The sequence below is a fragment of the Thauera sp. GDN1 genome, assembly GCF_029223545.1.
GTDB lineage: Bacteria > Pseudomonadota > Gammaproteobacteria > Burkholderiales > Rhodocyclaceae > Thauera.
In genome coordinates, this window is the sequence record NZ_CP097870.1 from 3,238,440 (window position 1) to 3,262,118 (window position 23,679).

Genomic DNA, 23,679 nt, shown 5'->3' on the forward strand with positions numbered 1-23,679 from the left:
ACCCCGACCCTGCCCAAAGCAGGGTCTTTTTTTGAACTTCGGCGGGCGTTGCGGTCTTCATATATGGCAGCGCAGCAACGCAGTCGTCCGGCTGCGCAACAAGGTCGCCCGCCCGCCGCGGGCGGCACACGAGACCCACACGGCCCCGAACCCAAGCGCGCATGAGTCCACCCAGCCCTTCGTTTGTGAACATCGACCATCCCCACGCCGTCCCCGCAGAAGCCGCGCTCGCCGCGCTGGCCAGCGATGCCTGCGGCCTGTCCACCGCCGAGGCCGCACGCCGGCTCGAGACCGTCGGCCCCAACCGCCTGCCCGAGGCAGCGAAGGACGGCGCGCTCAAGCGCTTCCTCAGGCACTTCAACGACGTGCTGATCTACGTGCTGCTCGGCGCCGCCGGCATCACCGCCCTGCTCGGGCACTGGATCGACACCGGCGTGATCCTCGGCGTGGTCGTGATCAACGCCATCATCGGCTTCATCCAGGAGGGCAAGGCCGAACAGGCGCTCGAGGGCATCCGCAAGATGCTGTCGCTGCACGCCCAGGCTTGCCGTGACGGGCGCTGGAGCGCGATCGACGCCGACGCCCTGGTGCCGGGCGACATCGTGCGCCTGCGCTCGGGCGACCGCGTGCCCGCCGACCTGCGCCTGATCGAGGCGACCAGCCTGCGCATCGAGGAATCGGCGCTGACCGGCGAATCGGTGCCCGCCGACAAGGGCACCGACGCGGTGGCGGCGGATGCCGGCGTCGGCGACCGCAGCGGCATGGCCTTCTCCGGCACCCTGGTCGCGGCCGGGCGCGGCATCGGCGTGGTGGTCGCCACCGGCGGCGACACCGAACTCGGCCGCATCAACCGCCTGATCGCCGAGGTGCAGACGCTGCAGACCCCGCTCACCCGGCAGATGGCGCAGTTCAGCAAGCTGCTGTCGGTGGCGATCGTCGCCCTCGCGCTGCTGATGCTGGCGGTGGGGCTGAAGGTGCACGACTTCCCGCTCGCCGAGGTCTTCCTCGCCGCGATCGGCTTCGCGGTGGCGGCGATCCCCGAGGGCCTGCCGGCGATCCTGACCATCACCCTCGCGCTCGGCGTGCAGCGCATGGCGCAGCGCAACGCGATCACCCGCAAGCTCACCGCGGTCGAGGCGCTGGGCTCGGTGACCGTGATCTGCTCGGACAAGACCGGCACGCTGACCCGGAACGAGATGACCGTACGCCACGTCCTCACCCGCGGCGGCTTCTATGAGGTCAGCGGCACCGGCTACCGCCCCGAGGGCGAGATCACGCTCGAAGGCAAGGTGGCCAGCCTGGCGAACCACGGCCACCTGCACGCGCTGATCGAGGTGGTCGCGGTCGCCAACGACACTCATGTGGCCGAGGAAGACGGCCAGTGGAAAGTCACCGGCGAACCCACCGAGGGCGCGCTGCGCACCCTCGCCCACAAGGCCGGCTTCGACGCCGAGGCCCACGAGCGCCACGCCAGCATCCCCTTCGAGTCGGCCAACAAGTTCATGGCCACGCTCAACACCGTACCCGGCGGCACCCGCCGCATCCTGCTGAAGGGCGCGCCCGACCGCCTGCTCGACCGCTGCCGCCAGGAACTCGGCACCGGCGGCGAGTGCGAGCCGCTCGAGCGCGCCTTCTGGGAAGGCCAGATCGAGGCGCTGAGCGCCGAGGGCCTGCGCGTGCTCGCCGCCGCGACGCGCGAGGTGGCACGCGACAAGGACGACCTGGCACTGGAGGACCTCGAGGAGGACATGGTCTTCCTCGGCCTGATCGGCATCATCGATCCGCCGCGGCCGGAAGCGATCGACGCCATCCGCTCCTGCCACACCGCCGGAATCCGGGTGAAGATGATCACCGGCGACCATGCCGGCACCGCGCGCGCGATCGGCATCGAGATGGGCCTGGGCACGGCGGAATCGCTGAAGGTGATCACCGGCGCCGAGATCGAGGCTGCCAGCGACGCGCAGTTGCAGGACATCGCCCACGACTGCGACATCTTTGCCCGCACCAGCCCCGAGCACAAGCTGCGCCTGGTCAAGGCCCTGCAGGCACGCGGCGAGGTGGTCGCGATGACCGGCGACGGCGTCAACGACGCCCCAGCCCTCAAGCGCGCCGACGTCGGCGTGGCGATGGGCATCAAGGGCACCGAGGCAACCAAGGAAGCCGCCGAGATCGTACTCGCCGACGACAACTTCTCCACCATCGAACGCGCGGTCGAGGAAGGGCGCACGATCTACGACAACCTGAGGAAGGCCATTCTCTTCATCCTCCCCACCAACGGCGCGCAGGGTCTGGTGATGCTCGCCGCGGTGGTGTTCGGCCTCACCCTGCCGCTGACCCCGGTGCAGATCCTGTGGGTGAACATGGTGGTCGCGGTCACCCTGGCGCTGGCGCTCGCCTTCGAGCCGGCCGAGCCGGGGGTGATGCAGCGCCCGCCGCGCAAGCCGGGGGCGCCGATCATGGACGGCGGGATGCTGTGGCGGGTGGGCTTCGTCTCGCTGCTGATCGGCGGCGCCACCATCCTGTCCTTCGAGTATTCGCTGCTGCAGGGCATGGAGCTGCACGCCGCGCGTACGATGGCGGTCAACACGCTGGTCATCGCCCAGGCCTGGTACCTGTTCAACAGCCGCTTCCTGACCGCCTCCAGCCTGGCGCCCTCACGGTTGTTCACGAACCCGGCGGCGCAGGTCTCGGTGCTGATCCTGGCCTTGCTGCAGCTCGGTTTCGTCTACCTGCCGGTGATGAACATCTGGTTCGGCACCACCCCGCTGCCGCTGCGCGACTGGCTGATGCCGATCGCGGTCGGCGCCGCGGTGTTCCTCGTCATCGAGGCCGAGAAGGCATGGCTGCGCGCGCGTCGGCGCTGAAGGCCCACAAGCGGCGTGCGCTCAGCCCGAGACGTCCTTCCAGTGCAGGCTGAGCCAGGCCCCGAGCACGCCGACGGCCAGCAACATCGCCCCGATCACCGAGTTGCTCACCGCGACGTAGTCGGTGCGCCGGTTGCTTCCGGCCATGGCCACCAGGCAGGTCTTGCGGCCGAGGCGCACACCCGCATGAGCGATACCCAGCACCAGGAAGGCCGGCAAGCGCGCAGGCGAGGGCGAAAACCATCCGGTTCGAACGATCGGCCCAGCGCCCCCAGACCGGCGCGCTCAACAGGCCGACCAGCCCCTCGACCGCGATGAAGAGCCCGAGCAGGCCCACGGCGCCAGGCCGACGCCCAGCGCCGCCATCCCCGACACCGCGCTGCTCCAGCCCGAAAGCCGTCCGCGCCGCGTCTTCGGAATGGTCTTGCCCTGCACGTCCTTGTACGCCACCGAGCACGCGCCGCGCGCGAGGCTGAACAGCACCAGCAGCGCGATCACCACCCAGCCTGCCGCGGCCCCTTCCAGCGCCAGCGCCGCCCAGCCCATGCCGAGCAGACACAGGCCCTGCAGCGCGCCGCCCCACACCCACACCCACTTGCGCACCGGCTGGCGGCGGACCACCGCGCCGATCAGCATCTGCGGCAGCATCGAACCCGACTCGCGGATCGGCACCAGCAGGCTCAGCATCCAGCCCGGCGCACCAAGCTGCAGCAGCAGCCAGGGCAGCGTGGTCTTGGCGCTGGCGATGCGGTCGGCGAGGCTGGAAAGCGTGTTGGCGACCAGGGTGTGGAAAAAGTTGCCCGGCGACTCGCGGCAGGCATCCTCGGAGATCGCCTTGCACACGCGCCCCTCGTCGTCCTCAGCCAGGCGCTCGTAAAGGCTCTCCATCCACTCGGGATGCTTCGGCGCGGACGACTCGGCGTGCGGGGACAGGTCCTGCATCGGGGCTCCTGGTCGGCTTCGGGGGATGCTGGGGTGATTGCACCTGCAGCTTAGCGCAGCGCACAATGCCCGCAAACCTGCCCCCCGACGCTCGCCCCGAGCTCGCCCCCGGCTTCGCTTTCGGCACGACCCGGTCCGGGCCGGCAGCCGCGAACCGAGCTGGGGCCTCCCATCCCCGCTTCGCGCCGGCCCGATGACCCAGGAACAGCTCCTCATCCTCGCCATCCTCACCGCCACCGTGGGCATGTTCCTGTGGGGGCGCTGGCGCCACGACATGGTCGCGGCGGCCGCCCTGCTCGCCTGCGTGCTCGCCGGCCTGGTCGCACCCGCCGAGGCCTTCGCCGGCTTCGCCCACCCGGCGGTGGTCACCGTGGCCTGCGTGCTGGTGCTCTCACGCGGCCTGCAGGTCTCGGGCGCGGTCGATGCGCTCGCCGCGCGACTCCTGCCGGCCAAGGCCGGCATCCTGCTCAGCCTGTCCGCGCTCGTCGGCCTGGGCGCGCTGCTGTCGGGCTTCATGAACAACGTCGGCGCGATGGCCCTCCTCATGCCGGTGGCGATGCAGCTCGCCTCGCGCCTCGCGCTGCCCCCCGGCAGGGTGCTGATGCCGCTCGCCTTCGGCACCATCCTCGGCGGCATGACGACCATGATCGGCACCCCGCCCAACCTGATCGTTTCCGGTTTTCGCGCGCAGACCGGCGCCGGGAGCTTCGCCATGTTCGACTTCACGCCGATCGGCCTCGCCGTCGCCGTGGTCGGCACCCTGTTCATCGTGCTGCTCGGCTGGCGCCTGGTGCCCGCGCGCGAGAAGGCGAGCACCGAGGGCTTCGAGACCGGCGCCTATGTCACCGAGGTCCGCGTGGTGCCCGACAGCAAGGCCGCCGGCCTCTTCCTGCGCGAGATCGAATCCCGACTCGACGAGGCCGGCGCGCAGATCATCGGCCTGGTACGCAACGAGGTACGCATGACCGCCCCCCAGTCGAGCCGCAAGGTGCTGGCGGGCGACATCCTGGTCATCGAAGCGGACATCGAGGCGCTGCCCGAAGTCCTCGCCACGCTCGGCCTGCAGCTCGAAGAGGCCGGCCCGTCGAGCGCGGACGCGGCGCGACAGGACGGGGAAGACGCGCAGCCCCGCAAGTCTCCGGCAAAACCTGCGCAGGCTAACCGCGACGACGCGCGCAAGACAGGCGAGCAGGAGCAGGGCGGTCAGCAAAAGGAAAAAGACAAGGACACGAAAGGCACGAGTGACAAGAAGGGAACCGAGGCGAGCGAAGAAGCGGAAGAGGATGAGCAGGACGCTGCCCGATCCGCCGCTGACGCCGAGATCACGCTGATGGAACTGGTCGTGCGCCCGGAAGCCATCCTGATCGGCCGCTCGGCCCGCGATCTGTCGCTGCGCACGCGCTACGGACTGAACCTGCTCGCCGTCTCGCGCAACGGCAGCCGTTCGAAGTCGCGACTGAGGACGCTGAAGATCCAGGCCGGCGACCTGCTGCTGATGCAGGGCCCGCTCGAGGCGCTCACCGAGTTCGCGGCGGACTCGGGTTGCGTGCCGCTGGCCGAGCGCGAGCTGCGCATCCCCGACCGCCGCAAGGCCTGGACCGCCGGCATCATCATGCTGTTCGCGGTCGGCAGCGCGGCGCTGGGCGTGCTGCCCGCGGCCATCTCCTTCACGCTCGGCGTGCTCGCCACGATGGCCTTGCGCACCATCCCGCTGCGATCGGTCTACGAGAGCATCGACTGGCCGGTCATCGTGCTGCTCGCGGCGCTGATCCCGGTGGCGGGAGCGATGGAGTCGACCGGCACGGCCGACCTGATCGCACGTGCGCTGCTCGACGGCGTGGCACGGGGCGACGCCATCGTCGCCCTCACCCTGGTGCTGCTCGTCACCATGTTCCTGTCCGACCTGATGAACAACGCCGCGACCGCCGCGGTCATGTGCCCGATCGCGATCGGTACCGCCGCGGCGCTCGGGGTCGGCGCGGACGCCTTCCTGATGGCGGTCGCCATCGGCGCCTCGTGCGCCTTCCTGACCCCAATCGGCCATCAGAACAACACCCTGATCCTCGGCCCCGGCGGCTTCCGTTTCGGCGACTACTGGCGGCTCGGACTGCCCCTGGAACTGCTCGTGGTGGCGCTGTCCGTCCCCCTGCTGCTGCTCGTGTGGCCGCTCGGAGGCACCATCTGAGCATGAGCACGGCGCCTTTCCCGAGCCCCCCGAACCTTCACGACGGAGAACCCCATGAGCAGGCACAAACCGATCGACATCGCCGACTTCCGCGTCAAGGCCGGCAGGAAGATCGACCTCGACGACTGGCCGACCCGGATCGCTCCCCTGTATGCATCGAAGAGCGACTACCAGGCGCGGCTGGAGGCGGGAACCGAGCATCTCGCCGAGCTGCAGGAAATGCTCTACGCCCACGACCGCTACTCCCTGCTGGTGATCTTCCAGGCCATGGACGCGGCCGGCAAGGACGGCGCGATCCGCCACGTCATGTCGGGCGTCAATCCCCAGGGCTGCCAGGTGTTCAGCTTCAAGCACCCGAGCGCCACCGAGCTCGACCACGACTTCCTGTGGCGCACCCACGTGGCGCTGCCCGAGCGCGGCCGCATCGGCATCTTCAACCGCTCGTACTACGAGGAGGTGCTGATCGTGCGCGTGCTGCCCGACATCCTGCGCGGCGAGAAGCTGCCCGACGAAACCCTGGCGGCGAAGGACTTCTGGGGCGACCGCTTCCGCTCGATCGCCGATTCCGAGGCCCATCTGCACCGCAACGGCACCCGCATCGTCAAGATCTTCCTGCACCTGTCCAGGGATGAGCAGCGCGACCGCCTGATCGCGCGCATCGACGAGGAGGACAAGAACTGGAAGTTCGACGAGGGCGACATCGAGCAGCGCAAGCACTGGGACAGGTACATGGCGGCCTACGCCGACTGCCTGCGCGCGACCAGCACGTCCGACTGCCCGTGGTACGTGGTGCCGGCCGACGACAAGAAGAACGCGCGCCTGATCGTGTCGCAGATCCTGGTCGACACGCTGTCGGCACTCGACATGAGCTACCCGACCACCACCCCGGCGCGCCGCGAACGGCTGCTGGAAATCCGCCGCCAGCTCGAAGCCGGCGAGGTTTGAGCGACGCCTCAGCGCGCGCCAGCGGGCTCCGTGGCAGCGCGTACGGACCACTCGACCACCTCCGCCGCCAGCCGGTCGCCGGCGCTGCCGAAGGCCTGGACCACCGCCGGCACCGCGGCATCGGCGGCGGGCACGCGCTGCTCGAAACTGCGGCTGGCGACGATGCGCCGGGACGCCGTGTGCACCAGGCGGGCGTCGAGGCGGACCACGGCCTCGGGGCGGCCATCGCGGTACGCGCTGTGGAAGGCGCGCAGGTCGCTGTCGAGTTCGAAGTCGGCCTGCAACTGCCTGTCGTCGCTGCTCAGCGCGGCGATGCGACCATCGGCGCGGAAGGCGTCGAGCAGGCGGTTGCGCACCAGCACCGGCGCCGGGTCGCTCCAGCCGGCCCCCTTGTAGACGCTGACCCGGTTGTCCTCGGGCACGACCACGATGCGCTGGCCGGACAGATGCACACCCGCGGCCGGACGCGCGACACGCAGCGACCACGGCGCCACCTGCGCGGCGTTGCGGACCGGGGCCGGAGCGGACGCGGCGGACGGCAGCAGGTAGACGTCCACCGGCTCGGCCGTGGGCAGGATGGTGCACGCGGGCAGCAGCACTGCAGCGAGCGCGGCCCACCCGACCCGACATCCGACGCGTCCGGCGACCGCACGCGCCGTCCGGCTCACGGCGCGCACGCGATCGGCTCCGGCATTCGTGGTCATCGGCCCGTCATCGTTCCGGCCCGGCACGGATTGCGGCGTTTTCATGGCGTGAACTCCTTGGTCGGTTCGAGGCCGAGCAGGTAGTCGGCGGGACGGTCTTCGAGCTGGCGGGTGATCGCGCGCAGCGAGGCGAGCGTGGTGCGCAGCTCGGCCACCGCCGGGCCGATCTCGGCCAGCCCGCGCATGCCGCCGTCGAGCGGCTCGCGATTGTCGGCGATCAGCTTGTCGACCGAGCCCATCGCGCGCTCGAAGGCCAGCATCGCATCGCGCGCACTGACCAGGGTCTGGACGCCCTGCTTCTCGACCAGGCGATTGGCGGTGCCGAGCACCCGGGTGGCCTCGGCCAGGGCGACACCTGCCTGCGCGCTGGCAGCGGTGAGCTGCTTGAGCGCCGCCCCCACGTCGTCACGCTGCGCGGCCAGGGCGGCGGTGGTCTGCTCCAGGTTGTCGAGCGTGCGCCCGATCGCGGCGACGTTGTCGGCCGAGAACAGCGCACGCGCCTGCACCATCAGCTCGTTGACGTTGGTGATCGCATCCTCGCCGTCGGCGAGCAGGCGGCTGAACGGCGACGGTGCGGCGACGATGCGCGGCACCTCGCCGTCTGCGCTCACCAGGCGCTGGCTGGCGGGGTCGTTGCCGGTGGTGAGGCGGATCATCGTCAGCCCGGTGATGCCCGCCGGCACCAGCCGCGCCTGGGTGTCGGTGCGCACCGGCGCGGTGCTGTCGACGCGCACGCGGGCGATCACCCGGCGCGCGTCCTCGGGGTCGAGACGCAGGCTGACGACGTCGCCGATGCGGATGCCGTTGAACTCCACCGTGCCGCCCTTGGACAGACCGGACACCGCCTCCTGGAACACGATGTCGTAGGTGTCGAACTGGCGGTCGGCGTCGCTCTTGCCGAGCCACAGCGTGAACATCAGCGCGGCGCCGACGACGAGCACGGTGAAGAGGCCGATCAGCACATGATGGGCGCGGGTTTCCATGTCAGGGGTTCTCCGTTGCGGCGCGCACGGCGCGGGCGGCGGCCACCGCAGCGGCGGCGGCGCGGCCGCGCGGGCCGTGGAAGTATTCGCGGATCCAGTCGTCGTCGGTGGCGGCGACTTCGTCCAGGCGGGCATTGACCAGCACCTTCTTCTGCGCCAGCACGGCGACGCGATCGGTGATGGTGTAGATGGTGTCGAGGTCGTGGGTGACGATGAACACGGTCAGGCCGAGCGCGTCGCGCAGGGTCAGGATGAGCTGATCGAAGGCCGCGGCGCCGATCGGGTCGAGGCCGGCGGTGGGCTCGTCGAGGAACAGGATGTCGGGGTCGAGCGCGAGCGCACGGGCGAGCGCGGCGCGCTTGACCATGCCGCCGGAGAGGTCCGCCGGATACTTGTCGCCGGCGCTCGCCGGCAGCCCGGCGAGCGCGATCTTGAGCGCGGCCAGCTCCGCCGCGTCGCGCTTCGACAGGCCGACATGCTCGATCAGCGGCAGCGCCACGTTCTCGCTCACGGTCAGCGAGGAGAACAGCGCACCCTTCTGGAACAGCACCCCGAAGCGGCGCTCGACCTGCTTGCGACGCGCATCCGGCAGGCTCAGCAGGTCCTCGCCGAACACATGCACGCTGCCCTCCCGCGGCCGGTTCAGACCGACGATGGTGCGCAGCAGCACCGACTTGCCGGTGCCCGAGCCGCCGACGACGCTGAGGATCTCGCCGCGGCGCACGTCGAGATCGAGCGCATCGTGCACCACCTGGGCGCCGAACTGGTTGCGCACCCCGCGCACCTCGATGACCGAGTCCACCGGATTCGCGGCCACGCTCACCACCCCATCTCCATGCAGAACAGCGCGGCGATCGCATCGACCACGATGACCACGAAGATCGACTGCACCACCGCGGAGGTGGTGTGCTCGCCCACCGACTGCGCGCTGCCCTGCACGCGGAAGCCCTCCAGGCAGCCGATCACGGCCACCAGGAAGGCGAAGACCGGCGCCTTGGCCATGCCGACCCAGAAGTGGATCAGGCCGACGTTCTCCTGGATGCGCGACAGGAACAGCGCCGGCGAGATGTCGAGCGACAGCGCCGACACCAGCATGCCGCCGACGATGCCCGAGACCATGGCGACGAAGCTCAGGATCGGCAGCGCGATCAGCAGCGCATACACCCGCGGCAGCACCAGCAGCTCGATCGGGTCGAGGCCGAGCACGCGGATGGCGTCGATCTCCTCGTTGGCGCGCATGGAGCCGATCTGTGCGGTGAACGCGCTCGCGGTGCGGCCGGCGACGATGATCGCCGCCAGCATCACGCCGAACTCGCGCAGGAAGGAGTAGGCCACCAGGTCGACGGTGAAGATGCTGGCGCCGAAGTTGGCGAGCACGGTGGCGCCGAGGAAGGCGACCACCGCGCCGACCAGGAAGGTCAGCAGGGCGATGATCGGCACCGCGTCGAGCCCGGTGCGCTCGAGGTTGGCGACGAGCGCTGTCATCCGCCAGCGCCGCGGCTGCACCGCGACCCGCAGGGCGGTCTCGAGGATCAGGCCGATGAAGCCGGAGAGGCCGATGACGTGGCGCCAGAACACTACCATGGCATGGCCGATATGGGCGAGCACGTCGCCGAGCGCGTAGCCCTCGGCGACGGCTGCCGGCACCGCGGGTGCGGCGAGCGCGTCGGCGACCGCCTTCAGCAGCGCACGCCGCTCGCGCGGCAGCGCCCCGTCGTCGGCGAGCAGCGCGGCCACGCGCGCGGGACCGAGCAGGCGATGCAGCATGCGGGCACCGGCGGTGTCGAGCGCGCCGAGCGCGCCCACGTCGACCGGCAGCCCCGCCTCCCCCTGCGCACCCAGCGCCGCGAGCCGCGCCTCCAGCGCCGCATGGTGCGCCAGCGTCCAGTCACCCGACAGCCGCAGCCGCGCGCCGGTGGCGTCGGAGACGAGCTCGACGTCGCCGGGCCTGCGCGCGGAAGTGTCTGCTTGTTCGGGATCCCTGGGCATTCGTTGCGACTCGGTGGGCAAGGGCCGGATGTTACAACACCGTCCGCGCAGCTCCGCCATTGAATCGAAACAGTCGGAATCAGGCCCCGGAGCGCGCCGGCGCTGAGGTGCGTTTTGTGCGATGCGGCCAATGGGCGCACAATCGTGGCATGCGACATCGCGCGTGCTCCTGTGATGCTCCAGGCCCGAAGGCGCCCGCCGACCTTGCGCGGCAACATGCCAGCGGCGTCATCACGGGCGCCACCGCCCCAAGGTGATTTCCATGAACACAGCACAACGGAGCCGGCTCGCCTGGATCGGGGCCGGGATTGTGGTCATTGCCGCAGCCGCGGCCTGGCAGCTCCTGCGCCCGGCGGCCGACGACGGCAGTCTCGTGCGCGGCAACGGCCGCATCGAGGCCACCGAGGTCGACGTCGCCGCCAAGGCCCCCGGCCGGGTGGACGCGATCCTGGTCAACGAAGGCGACTTCGTGCGCGCGGACGAGATGGTCGCGCGCATGGACGTCAAGGCGCTGCAGGCCCAGCTCGCCCAGGCCCAGGCCGAAGTCGCCAACGCGATGAGCGCGCGCGAAACCGCCCGCGCCCTGGTCGCCCAGCGCCACGCCGACGTGGCGATGGCCGAGGCGACGCTGATCCAGCGCCGCGCCGAACTCGACGTCGCGCGCAGCACCGCGGCCCGCTCGCGCGCCCTGCTTGCCGACCGCGCCACCTCGGCGCAGAAGGTCGAGGACGATGCCGCCCGCGCGCGCAGCGCCGAGGCCAACATCGCCGTCGCCCAGGCCCAGATCACCGCCGCCCGCGCCGGCGTGCGCGCCGCCGAGGCCCAGGTGCAGCAGGGAGAAGCAGCGATCCTGGCCGCCGAGGCGGTCGTCGCCCGCCTGCGCACCGAGATCGCCGACGGCGAGCTGCGCGCCCCGCGCAACGGCCGCGTGCAGTACCGCGTGGTGCAGCCGGGCGAGGTGGTCGGCGGCGGCGGCAAGGTGGTGAGCCTGGTCGACGTCGGCGACGTGTACATGAGCTTCTTCCTGCCCGAGATGGCCGCCGGCCGGGTCGCACTCGGCAGCGAGGTGCGCATCGTGCTAGACGCCGCGCGGGAGTTCGTGATCCCGGCGAAGGTGTCCTACGTCGCCAGCGTCGCCCAGTTCACGCCCAAGACCGTCGAAACCCAGAGCGAGCGCCAGAAGATGGTGTTCCGGGTCAAGGCGCGCATCGACCCCGAGCTGCTGGCGAAGTACCCCGAGCAGGTAAAGACCGGCCTGCCCGGCATCGCCCACCTGCGCCTGAACACGCAGCGCGAGTGGCCGCCGGAACTGCAGGTGAGGCTGCCGTGAGCGCGCAACGCGGCGACGCAGCGCGCACTGTTGCGCCGGCCGCCACAGCGGACGCCGCCGTGCCGCCGGTCGCGCGCCTGATCGATGTGCGCCACCGCTACGGCGAGACGCTGGCCGCCGCCGGCGTCACGCTGGACATCCCCGCCGGGCGCATGGTCGGCTTCATCGGTCCGGACGGCGTGGGCAAATCGACCTGGCTGGGTCTGATCGCCGGCGCGCGCCGGATCCAGCACGGCGCCGTCGAGGTGCTCGGCGGCGACATGGCGGACGCCCGCCACCGCGCCCGCGTCTGCCCGCGCATCGCCTACATGCCGCAGGGCCTGGGCAGGAACCTCTATCCCACGCTGTCGGTGTTCGAGAACATCGACTTCTTCGGCCGCCTGTTCGGCCAGTCCGCAGCCGAGCGCGCGCGCCGCATCACCGAACTGCTCGCGGCCACCGGCCTGGGCGCCTTCGCCGACCGTCCCGCCAACAAGCTCTCCGGCGGCATGAAGCAGAAGCTCGGGCTGTGCTGCGCGCTGATCCACGACCCCGACCTGCTGATCCTCGACGAGCCCACCACCGGCGTCGATCCGCTGTCGCGCCGCCAGTTCTGGGAGCTGATCGCACGCATCCGCGCCGCCCGCCCGGGCATGAGCGTGCTGATCGCCACCGCTTACATGGAGGAGGCCGAGGGCTACGACTGGCTGGTGGCGGTGGACGCCGGCCGCGTGCTCGCCACCGGCACCCCGGACGCGCTGCGCGCCGCCGGCGGCGCCGACACGCTGGAAGCGGCCTTCATCGCGCTGTTGCCCGAGGCGCGCCGGCGCGAGCATCGCCGGCTCGAAATTCCGCCGCACGATGCGGGCGAGGTCGTCATCGAGGCGCGCGGCCTGCAGATGCGCTTCGGCGACTTCGTCGCGGTGGACGACGTCAACCTGGCCGTGCGCCGCGGCGAGATCTTCGGCTTCCTCGGCTCCAACGGCTGCGGCAAGTCGACCACGATGAAGATGCTCACCGGCCTGCTCGAGCCCACCGCCGGCGAAGCCCTGCTGCTCGGCCGCAAGCTCGACGCGAAGAACATCGAGACCCGCCACCGCGTGGGCTACATGTCGCAGTCCTTCTCGCTGTATGGCGAGCTCTCGGTGCGGCAGAACCTCGAGCTGCATGCGCGCCTGTTCCACCTGCCCGCGGACGAGGCCGCGGCCCGTATCGCCGAACTCGCCCGCCGCTTCGACCTCGAGCCGGTGATGGACACCCAGCCCGACGCGCTGCCGCTCGGCATCCGCCAGCGCCTGCAGCTGGCGGTGGCGGTGCTGCACCGGCCCGACGTGCTGATCCTCGACGAGCCCACCTCGGGCGTCGACCCGGTGGCGCGCGACCATTTCTGGGCGCTGATCGTCGACCTGTCGCGCCAGGAGGGGGTGACGATCTTCATCACCACCCACTTCATGAACGAGGCCCAGCGCTGCGACCGCGTCTCGCTGATGCACGCCGGCCGCATCCTCGCCAGCGACAGCCCGGCGGCGCTCACCGCGGCGCGCGCCAGCGAACGGCTGGAGGATGCATTCATCGCCTACCTGGAGGAGGCGAGCGGCATTGCGCAGCGCCCGCCCGCCGATGCGACGGCGCACACGTCCACGGGCGCCGATCGCGGCGATCGCCATGCCGGCTTCAGCCTCGCCCGCCTGCTCAGCCTGTCGGCGCGCGAGGCGATCGAGCTGCGGCGCGATCCGGTGCGGCTGACCCTGGCGCTGGTCGGCACGCTGGTGCTGATGCTGGTCATGGGCTACGGCATCAACATGGACGTCGAGAACCTCGGCTTCGCGGTGCTCGACCACGACCGCAGCGTGGCCAGCCAGCGCTACACCCTGCAGATCGCCGGCTCGCGCTACTTCACCGAGCGCGCCGCGCTCGAAAGCCACGCCGAGCTCGATGCGCGCATGCGCAGCGGCAAGCTGACGATGGCGATCGAGATCCCGCCCGGCTTCGGCCGCGACCTCGCGCGCGGCAAGGCGCCGCAGATCGCGGTCTGGCTCGACGGTTCGATGCCGCTGCGCGCCGAGCTCGCGCGCGCCTACGTGAGCGGCGTGCATGCGCAGACGCTGGCGGAGGCGGTCGCCGAATCCGGCGCCGCCTCCGCGACCGCGCCGGCCACGATCGAGGTGCGCTACCGCTACAACCCCGAGCTGCGCAGCCTGGTGGCGATGGTGCCGATGGTGATCCCGCTGCTGCTGGTCTTCATCCCGGCCATGCTGACCGCGCTCGGCGTGGTGCGCGAGAAGGAGCTCGGCTCCATCCTCAACCTCTACACCACGCCGGTGACGCGCTTCGAGTTCCTGGTCGGCAAGCAGCTGCCCTACATCGCGCTGTCGCTGTTCAACTTCGTGCTGCTGTTCGTGTTCGCGATCACGCTGTTCCAGGTGCCGTTCAAGGGCAGCATCCTCGCGCTCGCCTGCGGCGCGCTGCTCTACGTCACCGCCACCACCGGGCTCGGCCTGCTCGCCTCGACCATGACCAGCAGCCAGGTCGCCGCACTCGCGGGCACCTCGATCGGCACCCTGCTGCCGGCCATCCAGTTCTCCGGGCTGATGGACCCGGTGTCCTCGCTGGAAGGCGCCGGGGCGCTGATCGGCGCGATCTACCCGACCGCCCACTTCCTGACCATCTCCAGCGGCACCTTCTCCAAGGCGCTCGGCTTCGCCGATCTCGGCGCCTCCTTCCTGCCGCTGGCAGCGGCGATCCCGGTGCTCACCGTGCTGGCGGTGGCGCTGCTGAAGAAGCAGGCGACATGAGCGCGGAGCAGGCACAGACCATGGAACGGAAGCCCTCCATGAGCCGACGCTCGAGCCACCTGCGCAACACCTGGCACCTCGGCGTCAAGGAGTTCCACAGCCTGGCGCGCGACATGGCGCTGTTGTTCCTGATCGTGTTCATGTTCAGCGTGTCGATCTACGCCGACGCGCGCGCCAAGCCCGAAAGCCTGAACCGCGCCTCGATCGCGGTCGTCGACGAGGACCACTCGCAGCTCTCCACCCGCATCGTCGCCGCGCTGCAGCCGCCGCAGTTCATCACGCCGGAACAGGTCGTTCTCGCCGACATGGACCGTGGCATGGACGCCGGCCGCCACACCTTCGTGCTCGACATCCCGCCCGGCTTCCAGCGCGACGTGCTCGCCGCCCGCAGCCCGGCGCTGCAGCTCAACGTCGACGCCACCCGCCAGAGCCAGGCGCAGACCGGCGCCGGCTACATCCAGAACATCCTCGCCGACGAGATCCGCGCCTTCGTCCAGCGCGTGCGCGCACCCGCGCCGCAGCCGGTGGAACTGGTGCCGCGCGCGATGTTCAACCCCAACCTCAACGCCTCCTGGTTCGCCGCCATCAACGCGCTGATCAACAACGTCACCATGCTCGGCATCCTGCTCACCGGTGCGGCGCTGATCCGCGAGCGCGAGCACGGCACCATCGAGCACCTGCTGGTGATGCCGGTCACCCCGCTCGAGATCATGCTGTCGAAGATCTGGTCGATGGGGGTGGTGGTGCTGGTGGCGTCCTCGTTCTCGCTGCAGGTGGTGGTGAAGGGCTTCCTCGGCATCAGCGTCGCCGGCTCGGCCGTCCTGTTCGCGCTCGGCACCCTGCTCTACCTGTTCGCCGCGGCCTCGATCGGCATCTTCATGGGCACGGTCGCGCGCAACATGCCGCAGTTCGGGCTGATGTCCATCCTCGTGCTGCTGCCGCTGCAGATCCTGTCCGGCGGCGTCACGCCGCGCGAGAGCATGCCGGAGACGATCCAGCACCTGATGTCGCTGGCGCCGACCACGCACTATGTCTCGCTCGCACAGTCCATCCTGTTCCGCGGTGCGGGCATCGACGTGGTGTGGCCGGAATTCCTGATGGTCGCGGCAATTGGCGCGGTGTTCCTCACCCTCGCCCATCGCAGGCTGCGCCATGCGATCGGCACGATGCAGAATTGAACCCGGCCCGCCCGGAACATGGAGGAGAAGCTGATGAGCACGACAGAGACGAAGGCGAAGACCGGGACCGCGCGCCCGCAGCGCAATGCGCTCGACCAGCGCGTCCATGCCGCGATCGCCCGCGCCACCGCCTCGGTGTCGCCGATCGCGCTGCTGCTGGCCACGGTGGACTGGGCCGGACACCTCGCGGTATCGCCCGGCAAGCGCCTCGAGCTCGCCGACCTCGGGCTCGAGCAGGCTCGCCGCCTGCTGCGCTACGCGCTCGCGATCGCGGTGTCCCCGCCCGGCTCGCCGGCGCACGAGTGCATCGAGCCCCCCGCGCAGGATCGCCGCTTCACCGCGCCGGAATGGCACCAGTGGCCGTTCAACCTGATCCACCAATCCTTCCTGCTCACCCAGGAATGGTGGGACGCCGCCACCCGAGGCGTGGCCGGGGTGTCGCGCCATCACGAGCAGGTCGTCGCCTTCGCCGCGCGCCAGTTGCTCGACATGTTCTCGCCGGGGAATTTCCTGCCCACCAATCCGATCGTGCTGCGCCAGACGCTGGCCAGCGCCGGCATGAACCTCGCACGTGGCGCCGCCCACGCGACCGAGGACTTCGAGCGCGTGCTCGCGGGCGCGCCACCAGCCGGCGCCGAGGACTTCGTGGTCGGCCGCGACGTGGCGGTCACGCCCGGCAAGGTCGTGTTCCGCAACCGCCTGATCGAGCTGATCCAGTACGCGCCCGCCACGGCCACCGTGCATCCCGAGCCGGTGCTGATCGTGCCGGCGTGGATCATGAAGTACTACATCCTCGACCTGTCGCCGCACAACTCGCTGGTCAAATACCTGGTGGACCAGGGCCACACCGTGTTCTGCATCTCGTGGAAGAACCCCGGCGTCGACGAGCGCGACCTCGACATGGACGATTACCTCGGGCTCGGCTTCCACGCCGCGCTCGACGCCATCAACGCCATCGTGCCCGGACACAAGGTGCACGCCACCGGCTACTGCCTCGGCGGCACCCTGCTCGCGATCGCCGCCGCGGCGATGGACCGCGACGGCGACGACCGCCTGGCGACGATGACGCTGTTCACCGCGCAGACCGACTTCACCGAACCGGGCGAGCTGGCGCTGTTCATCGACGACAGCGAGGTCAGCCTGCTCGAGGCGCAGATGCAGGACACCGGCTACCTGACCGCCGGCCAGATGGCGGGCGCCTTCCAGATCCTGCGCTCGAACGACCTGCTGTGGTCGCGCATCGTCGGCGAGTACCTGATGGGCGAGCGTGCGCCGATGAGCGACCTGATGGCCTGGAACGCCGACGCCACCCGCATGCCGGCGCGCATGCACAGCCAGTACCTGCGCCGCCTGTTCCTCAACGACGACCTCAGCGAGGGACGCTATCCGGTGGGCGGCAAGCCGGTGTCGCTGTCGGACATCGACCTGCCTGTGTTCTGCGTCGCCACCCAGAGCGACCACGTCGCCCCCTGGCGCTCGGTGTACAAGCTGCATTACCTGGTGCCGGCCGAAATCACCTTCGTGCTCACCAGCGGCGGCCATAACGCCGGCATCGTCAGCGAGCCCGGCCATCCACGCCGCCAGTACCGGATGCTGACCCGGCCCGCCGGCGACAACTACGTGCCGCCCGACGACTGGGTGCTGCGCGCGCCGGAGAGCGCAGGCTCGTGGTGGCCGGCGTGGTCAGCCTGGCTGGCGGCGCATTCGGGCAAGCCGTCCCCACCCCCTGGATTCGGCGCGCCCGAGCAGGGCTACCCGGTGCTGGAGGACGCCCCCGGGCGCTATGTGCATGAGAAGTAGCACGGAGCTGCGTCCGCCGGCGCGTTATCGATCAATCCGCTTTATAGTTGAAGCACTATTTTTTGTTGCAACGCACAAAATTTACCGCTAGTATTTGAACCGTCTCCTCCACCCTCCTCCTTTGGTGTGGATTTGGCCCGGAAGTCGAAAGACCTCCGGGCTTTTTTCTTTTCGGCGTCCCGCCTGCGTCCCGCCTGCGTCCCGCCTGCGTCCCGCCTGCGTCCCGCCTGCGTCCCACCTGCGTCCCACCTTCGGTTCACCCCGATAACGCGTGCGCTGCACTGATCATGCGGCGGATCTCCGGCACGCAGGAACCGCAGGACGTGCCGCACTTCAGCCGCCGCTGCATTGCGTCAAAATCCTCGCCGCCGGCAATCGCGGCACGGATGTCCGACTCGGCCACGTTCAGGCAGTTGCAGATGATCCGCCCCCGTCCACGCGCCGCCGCGGGCGGCGCAGCCAGCGGCGCCAGCAGCCAGGGACGCAGATCGGCGGTCGCCTGGCGCTCCACCATCACCTCGCGCAGCCACGTCCCGGCGACGGTCTCGCCGCACAGGCGCAGGCCGACCAGGCGCTCGTCCTCGATCAGCGCACGCTTGCTGACGCCGCGGCGGACATCGGAATAAGTCAGCGCCGCATCCCCATCCAGCCCGGCAAGTGCGTCGAGTTCGTCCAGCCAGGCCGACGGGATCGGCTGCTCGTGCGCCACCCGCATCACCACCGCGGCCTCGTCGCGGCCGGCAAGCGCCAGCGAGGCGTAGGCGAAGCGGTCCAGCCAGGGCACCAGCGCCTCGGCGAGCTCGGTGGCGGCCCGCTCTCCGGTCTCCACCCGCATCAGCAGCAACTGGAAGGGCAGCGCCGCCTTGTCGATGCGCACCGCCGCGTGCTTGAGCTCGGGCTGCTTCGAGAACGGATCGAATTCGCCCGCCATCAGCTCATTGATACCAGCCGAGTTGAGCACGTTGCGCCCCCAGTGCATGGCGACGAAGGCCTGGCCGCGGCGCAGCTCCTCCGAGGCCAGCGCGCGCAGCACGATCTCGCCGCGCCGGCCCGACACCCGCACCAGCTCGCCGCTGGCCACCTCGAACATGCGCAGGTCGGCCGGATGCAGCTCGATGCGCGCCTCGTCCACATGGCTGTACAGGCGCGCGACCTTGCCGCTGCGGCTCATGCCGTGCCACTGATCGCGCAGCCGCCCGGTGGTGAGCGCGATCGGATAGTGCGCATCGACCTGCTCCGCCGTGGTCTCGCCCACCGGAACGACGAAGCGCGCACGTCCGCTGGCCGTGGGAAAGCGGCCATCGGCATACAACCGTGTGCGGCGTGCCGCATCGGCCACCGCCATCCCCGCCGGAAACGGCCACTGCTGCGGCCCGGCCAACTCCAGCACGGCGTAGTCGAGCCCGGTGATGTCGAGATCGCGCCCGGCGGTGGTGGCCACGTGCTCGGCGAAGATCTCCTCCACCTTGGCGTAGGCGAACATCGCCGCCGCCTGCGGCTTGCCGATCAAGGCGCTGAGCGCCTGCGCGAAGTCGCACACGATGCGCCAGTCCGCGCGCGCCTCGCCCGGCGGCGGCAGCGCGCGCTGCACGCGGGTGATGCGGCGCTCGGAGTTGGTGACCGTGCCCTCCTTCTCGCCCCAGGTCGCGGCCGGCAGCATCAGGTCGGCGAAAGGCGCGGTCTCGGTGCTGCGGTAGGCCTCCTGCAGCACGACGAAGTCGCAGCGCTCGAGCGCCTCGCGCACCAGCGCCTGCTCGGGCAGCGACTGCGCCGGGTTGGTGCATGCGATCCACAAGGCCTTGATCCGCCCCTCGGCCGCGGCGCGGAACAGCTCGACCGCGGTCAGGCCGGGCTTCTCCGGCACGCTGTCGACACCCCACAGGCGCGCGACCTCGGCGCGGTGCGCGGGGTTGGCGAGCTCGCGGTGCGCGGACAGCAGGTTGGCCAGCCCGCCGACCTCGCGCCCGCCCATGGCGTTGGGCTGGCCGGTCATCGAGAACGGGCCGCAGCCGGCGCGGCCGATCTTGCCGGTAGCGAGCGACAGCGCGATCAGCGCGGCGCCGTTGTGGGTGCCGTGGGTCGACTGGTTCAGCCCCTGGCACCACAGCGACATCGCCGCCGGCGCCCGTCCCCACCAGCGCGCGGCGGTGACGATGGCCGCCGCGTCGAGGCCGCACTTCTCGGCGGCCACCGTCGGCGTCACCGCCGCCACATGCGCGCGCAGGGCGTCGAAGCCTTCGGTGTGGGCGGCGATGAAGGCGGTGTCGACCAGGTCCTCGCGCAGCAGAACGTGCAGCATCGCGTTGTACAGCCAGATGTCGGTTCCGGGCAGCAGCGCGAGGTGCAGGTCGGCCGCGGCGGCGGTGTCGGTGCGGCGCGGGTCGACCACGATCAGCTTCATGTCCGGCCGCGCCTTCCTCGCGTCCTCGATGCGGCGGAAGGCCACCGGGTGCGCATAGGCCGGGTTGCCGCCGGCGATCAGCAGGCAGTCGGTGTGGTCGAAGTCCTCGTAGGCGCAGGGCGGCGCGTCCGCGCCCAGGGTCTGCTTGTAGGCGGCGACCGCGCTCGACATGCACAGGCGCGAGTTGGTGTCGACGTTGTTGCTGCCGATCAGGCCCTTCATCGCCTTGTTGAAGACGTAGTAGTCCTCGGTCAGCAGCTGGCCGGAGATGTAGAAGGCCACCGAATCCGGCCCGTGGCTGCGGATGGCCTCGGCGAAGCGCTGCGCGGCGACGCCGATCGCCGCGTCCCAGCCCACGCGCCGACGGGGCTCGCCGCGCGCGCTGCGCAGCTCGGGATGGAGCAGCCGGGTCTCCGGCCGGGCGCTCAGGTGCAGCGTCGAACCCTTGGTGCACAGGCGGCCGAAGTTGGCCGGATGCGCCGGATCGCCGCGCACGCCGGTGATGCGCGCGCCGTCGTGCTCGATCAGCACGCCGCAGCCGACGCCGCAGTAGGGACAGGTGGCCTTGGTTTCCATCAGGGTCTCCGCAATCTCGATCTCGGGGGGAGGCATGCGCTCAGTGCCGGCTGAGCAGGAAGAGCAGCAAAAGGTTGAGCAGCAGGGACGCGCCGGCGACGAGCTTCAGCGCCAGGCGCGGGTTGCGTTCGACCAGCGGCACGTGGCGGCGGGTGGCGAGCGGCCGGCTGGCGCCGCGTTCGAGCGCGAGCAGGAATTCCTCGGCGGTCTCGAAGCGCTCGCCGGGCGCGCGCGCGCAGGCCTTGAGCAGCACGGCCTCCAGCCACGCAGGGGTGTCGGGGCGGTAGCGGACGGGCGATACCGGCGCGCCGAAGTACGGGCGCTGGAAGGGTTCGATCTCGCCGTAGGGGTACTTGCGGGTGAGCAGCTCGTACAGCGTCACGCCGCAGGCATAGAGGTCTGACGAGGGGCTGGCGGGGCTGCCGGCGAAGAGCTCGGGCGCCATGTAGGACGGCGTGCCGGGGTTGTTGATCTCGGCCAGGTCCTCGGCGTCGGCCGCCGCCACGCCGAGATCGAGCAGGCGCAGCTCGCCGCCGCGGTCGATGTGCACGTTGTCCGGCTTGATATCGCGATGCACGATGCCGAGCCGATGCAGCGCGGCGACGCGGCCGAGCAGCGCGCGCCCGATGCCGACCAGCTCGTGCGGCGCGTAGCGATGGCCGCGACCGAGGGCGGCCTTCAGCGTCTCGCCCTCGTGCCAGCTCATCAGGTAGTACAGGTGGTCGCGCTGCGCGTGCTCGCACACGCGCGGAAAACCCTTCCCCGGCGCCCGGCGCGCCAGCCATTCCTCACGCACCAGCGCGCTCGCGGCCTCGTCGTCGGCATCCGGGAGCAGGGTCTTCAGCACCAGCGGAACACCATCGGCCAGCCGCGTCACCCGATAGAGCAGCGTCACCCGCGATTCGTGCACCAGCTCGTCGATGCGCAGGCCGTCGAGCACCTGTCCGGGCTTGAGCCGAGGCGGCAGCGGCAGACGGCGGCTGTCGGCGAGGCGGTCGCGCAGGTTGTCGGGGGGCAGCACGTCGATGCGGGCGACCAGGGCGGTCGCGTTGTCGGCCGTGCCGCGGCGGATCGCGCCGAGGACCAGCGCGTCGGCCGCGGCCTGCGGATCGGCATGGGCTTCCACCACCGCGGCGATGCCGGCGTCGCCCAGCGTGGCCCACACCCCGTCGGTGACCAGCACGAAGCGGTCCCCCACCGCCAGCTCGCCGTCGTCGTGATCGACCAGCAGCCGGGCCTCGAGCCCGATCGCGCGCCGCAGCACGTTGTCGAATTCGGGATGCGCCCAGGTGTGGTCCTCGGTCAGGCGCAGCAGCACACCGTCGCGCCAGCGGTAGGCGCGCGAATCGCCGACGTGGGCGACGTGGTGGCGCCGCCCGCGCAGCACCACCGCGGTCAGCGTGGTGGCCATGCCGGCATAGTCGCGCGACTTCGCCGACTGGCCGAGCAGCCAGCGATTGACCGCACCGAGCACGGTGTCGATGGACTTGTCCACGCCCCAGGTCTGCGGCGTTGCGTAGTAGTCGGCGAGCAGACTGCGCACGGTCTGCTCGGCAGCCTCGCGGCCGTAGGCGTGGCCGCCCACGCCGTCCGCCACCGCCAGCAGCACGCCCTTGGCGGCGAGCTCCTCGCCCTCCGGGGTGGCCGCGCCGACGAAGTCCTCGTTGCGCGGCCGCGGCCCCTGCTGGCTGGCGTGACCGAGGCTGACCTGCAGCGCGTTCATGGCTCAGATCTTCGCCGAGCTCAGGTGCGCCGCGCCCCAGGTGGTGCGCCAGCGCGTCTTCACCGCGGTCAGCCCGACCAGCGCGAACACGGCGAGCGCGGCGAAGATCAGGAAACCGGCCTGATAGCTGCCGGTGAGTTGGCGCGCGAAGCCGAGCGAGGACGCCAGGTAGAAGCCGCCGATGCCGCCCGCCATCCCGACCAGGCCGGTCATCACCCCGATCTCGCGGCGGAAGCGCTGCGGCACGAGCTGGAACACCGCGCCGTTGCCCATGCCCAGCGCCAGCATCGCGCCGACGAACACCGCCAGCGCCATCCACGCCTCGGGCAGGCCGAAGCTGACGATGGCGAGGAAGATCGCCGCCAGGATGTACATCACCGTCAGCGACTTCACCCCGCCGACGCGGTCGGCCACGTTGCCGCCGATCGGGCGCACCAGCGAGCCGGCGAACACGCAGGCGGCGGTGAAGTAGCCCGCCATCTTCGGATCGAGCCCGTACTGGGTGTTGAAGTAGATCACCAGCGACGAGGCGAGGCCGACGAAGCCGCCGAAGGTCACCGCGTAGAAGAACATGAACCACCACGCGTCCTTGTCCTTGAGCACGGCCAGGTATTCGGCGAAGCGCTTGGGCGCGGGCGCATCGGGCGCATCCTTGGCCATGAAGCAGAAGGCCACGAGCACGATCACGAGCGGGATCAGCGCCAGCCCGAACACGTTGTGCCAGCCGAAGGCCAGCGCCAGCCCGGGGGCGAACAGCGCCGCGAACGCGGTGCCGGAGTTGCCGGCGCCGGCGATGCCCATCGCCGTGCCCTGGTGCTCGGGCGGATACCAGCGCGAGGCCAGCGGCAAGGCTGCGGCGAAGGACGCCCCGGCCACGCCGAGGAACACGCCCAGCACCAGCAGCTCGTTGAACGAATGCACGCCGGCGACCCAGGCGTAGGCGAGCGCGCCGATCACGATCACCTGGCCGATGATCGCCGCCTTCTTCGGCGACAGGCGGTCGACCAGCACCCCCATCACCATGCGCAGCAGCGCCCCCGCCAGCACCGGCGTGGCCACCATCAGGCCCTTCTCGGCATGCGACAGGCCGAGGTCGGCGGCGATGCCGACCGCCAGCGGGCCCAGCAACACCCACACCATGAAGGCGAGATCGAAATACAGGAAGGCGGCGATCAGCGTCGGCGTGTGGCCGGCCTGCAGGAAGGATTTCTTGTCCATGTCGGGCTCCAGAGTCGTGCTCGAAACGCACCGGCGGTGCGGGAATTTCCAGCGCATGACTTCGTTG

16 protein-coding genes are annotated in these 23,679 nt (G+C 70.7%); 7 read left to right on the forward strand and 9 right to left on the reverse strand.

Annotated elements, in window-relative coordinates; translation table 11 throughout:
- Positions 1–161: 161 nt before the first annotated feature.
- Positions 162–2,864: a cation-transporting P-type ATPase gene (locus CKCBHOJB_RS14940; protein WP_281049448.1), complete on the forward strand. Its 2,703-nt coding sequence runs from the start codon at positions 162–164 to the stop codon at positions 2,862–2,864.
- A 21-nt stretch (positions 2,865–2,885) separates the two neighbouring features.
- Here CKCBHOJB_RS14940 and CKCBHOJB_RS14945 read toward each other — a convergent pair whose 3' ends face one another.
- Positions 2,886–3,083 (reverse strand): hypothetical protein, encoded by a 198-nt coding sequence (locus CKCBHOJB_RS14945; RefSeq protein WP_281049449.1) that lies wholly within the window; start codon positions 3,081–3,083, stop codon positions 2,886–2,888.
- A gap of 66 nt (positions 3,084–3,149) precedes the next feature.
- On the reverse strand, positions 3,150–3,806 hold the full coding sequence (locus CKCBHOJB_RS14950) for a hypothetical protein (protein WP_281049450.1): 657 nt from the start codon (positions 3,804–3,806) through the stop codon (positions 3,150–3,152).
- 193 nt (positions 3,807–3,999) lie between these two features.
- Between CKCBHOJB_RS14950 and CKCBHOJB_RS14955 the strand changes: the two genes are divergently transcribed.
- Together CKCBHOJB_RS14955 and CKCBHOJB_RS14960 are read left to right on the forward strand one after the other, a co-directional pair.
- The gene (locus CKCBHOJB_RS14955) at positions 4,000–5,991 is read left to right on the forward strand and encodes an SLC13 family permease (protein WP_281049451.1); all 1,992 of its coding nucleotides are present in this window, start codon (positions 4,000–4,002) and stop codon (positions 5,989–5,991) included.
- 54 nt (positions 5,992–6,045) lie between these two features.
- Positions 6,046–6,936 (forward strand): ADP-polyphosphate phosphotransferase, encoded by an 891-nt coding sequence (locus CKCBHOJB_RS14960; RefSeq protein WP_281049452.1) that lies wholly within the window; start codon positions 6,046–6,048, stop codon positions 6,934–6,936.
- An 8-nt stretch (positions 6,937–6,944) separates the two neighbouring features.
- On the opposite strand, the gene CKCBHOJB_RS14965 is transcribed toward CKCBHOJB_RS14960, so the two are convergent.
- Genes CKCBHOJB_RS14965 through CKCBHOJB_RS14980 form a run of 4 tightly spaced genes read right to left on the reverse strand, consistent with a single transcriptional unit; the run spans position 6,945 to position 10,612 of the window.
- Positions 6,945–7,685: an ABC-type transport auxiliary lipoprotein family protein gene (locus CKCBHOJB_RS14965; RefSeq protein WP_281049453.1), complete on the reverse strand. Its 741-nt coding sequence runs from the start codon at positions 7,683–7,685 to the stop codon at positions 6,945–6,947.
- Positions 7,682–8,623, reverse strand: a complete 942-nt coding sequence (locus tag CKCBHOJB_RS14970) for an MlaD family protein (protein ID WP_281049454.1) — start codon at positions 8,621–8,623, stop codon at positions 7,682–7,684. The genes CKCBHOJB_RS14965 and CKCBHOJB_RS14970 overlap by 4 nt, the downstream gene beginning before the upstream one ends.
- Before the next feature lies 1 nt (position 8,624).
- Positions 8,625–9,446: an ATP-binding cassette domain-containing protein gene (locus CKCBHOJB_RS14975; RefSeq protein WP_281049455.1), complete on the reverse strand. Its 822-nt coding sequence runs from the start codon at positions 9,444–9,446 to the stop codon at positions 8,625–8,627.
- Entirely contained in the window at positions 9,443–10,612 is a 1,170-nt protein-coding gene (locus tag CKCBHOJB_RS14980) for an ABC transporter permease (RefSeq protein WP_281049456.1), read from the reverse strand. The genes CKCBHOJB_RS14975 and CKCBHOJB_RS14980 overlap by 4 nt, the downstream gene beginning before the upstream one ends.
- Before the next feature lie 262 nt (positions 10,613–10,874).
- On the opposite strand from CKCBHOJB_RS14980, the gene CKCBHOJB_RS14985 reads away from it, so the two are divergent.
- From CKCBHOJB_RS14985 to CKCBHOJB_RS15000, 4 genes are read left to right on the forward strand one after another with little or no spacing between them, the layout of a single operon-like run.
- Entirely contained in the window at positions 10,875–11,942 is a 1,068-nt protein-coding gene (locus tag CKCBHOJB_RS14985; protein ID WP_281049457.1) for an HlyD family efflux transporter periplasmic adaptor subunit, read from the forward strand.
- A gap of 59 nt (positions 11,943–12,001) precedes the next feature.
- Positions 12,002–14,716 carry a ribosome-associated ATPase/putative transporter RbbA gene (gene rbbA, locus CKCBHOJB_RS14990; protein WP_281051706.1) on the forward strand — a complete coding sequence of 905 codons (2,715 nt, stop codon included), beginning with the start codon at positions 12,002–12,004 and terminating at the stop codon, positions 14,714–14,716.
- A gap of 38 nt (positions 14,717–14,754) precedes the next feature.
- On the forward strand, positions 14,755–15,894 hold the full coding sequence (locus CKCBHOJB_RS14995; RefSeq protein WP_281049458.1) for an ABC transporter permease: 1,140 nt from the start codon (positions 14,755–14,757) through the stop codon (positions 15,892–15,894).
- 33 nt (positions 15,895–15,927) lie between these two features.
- Positions 15,928–17,694, forward strand: coding sequence for an alpha/beta fold hydrolase (locus tag CKCBHOJB_RS15000; protein ID WP_281049459.1), 1,767 nt, complete (start codon positions 15,928–15,930; stop codon positions 17,692–17,694).
- 256 nt (positions 17,695–17,950) lie between these two features.
- Here CKCBHOJB_RS15000 and CKCBHOJB_RS15005 read toward each other — a convergent pair whose 3' ends face one another.
- From CKCBHOJB_RS15005 to CKCBHOJB_RS15015, 3 genes are read right to left on the reverse strand one after another with little or no spacing between them, the layout of a single operon-like run.
- Positions 17,951–20,671, reverse strand: coding sequence for a nitrate reductase (locus CKCBHOJB_RS15005; RefSeq protein WP_281051707.1), 2,721 nt, complete (start codon positions 20,669–20,671; stop codon positions 17,951–17,953).
- Between the two features lie 40 nt (positions 20,672–20,711).
- On the reverse strand, positions 20,712–22,394 hold the full coding sequence (locus CKCBHOJB_RS15010) for a bifunctional protein-serine/threonine kinase/phosphatase (RefSeq protein WP_281049460.1): 1,683 nt from the start codon (positions 22,392–22,394) through the stop codon (positions 20,712–20,714).
- Between the two features lie 3 nt (positions 22,395–22,397).
- On the reverse strand, positions 22,398–23,612 hold the full coding sequence (locus CKCBHOJB_RS15015) for a nitrate/nitrite transporter (RefSeq protein WP_281049461.1): 1,215 nt from the start codon (positions 23,610–23,612) through the stop codon (positions 22,398–22,400).
- Positions 23,613–23,679 lie beyond the last annotated feature (67 nt).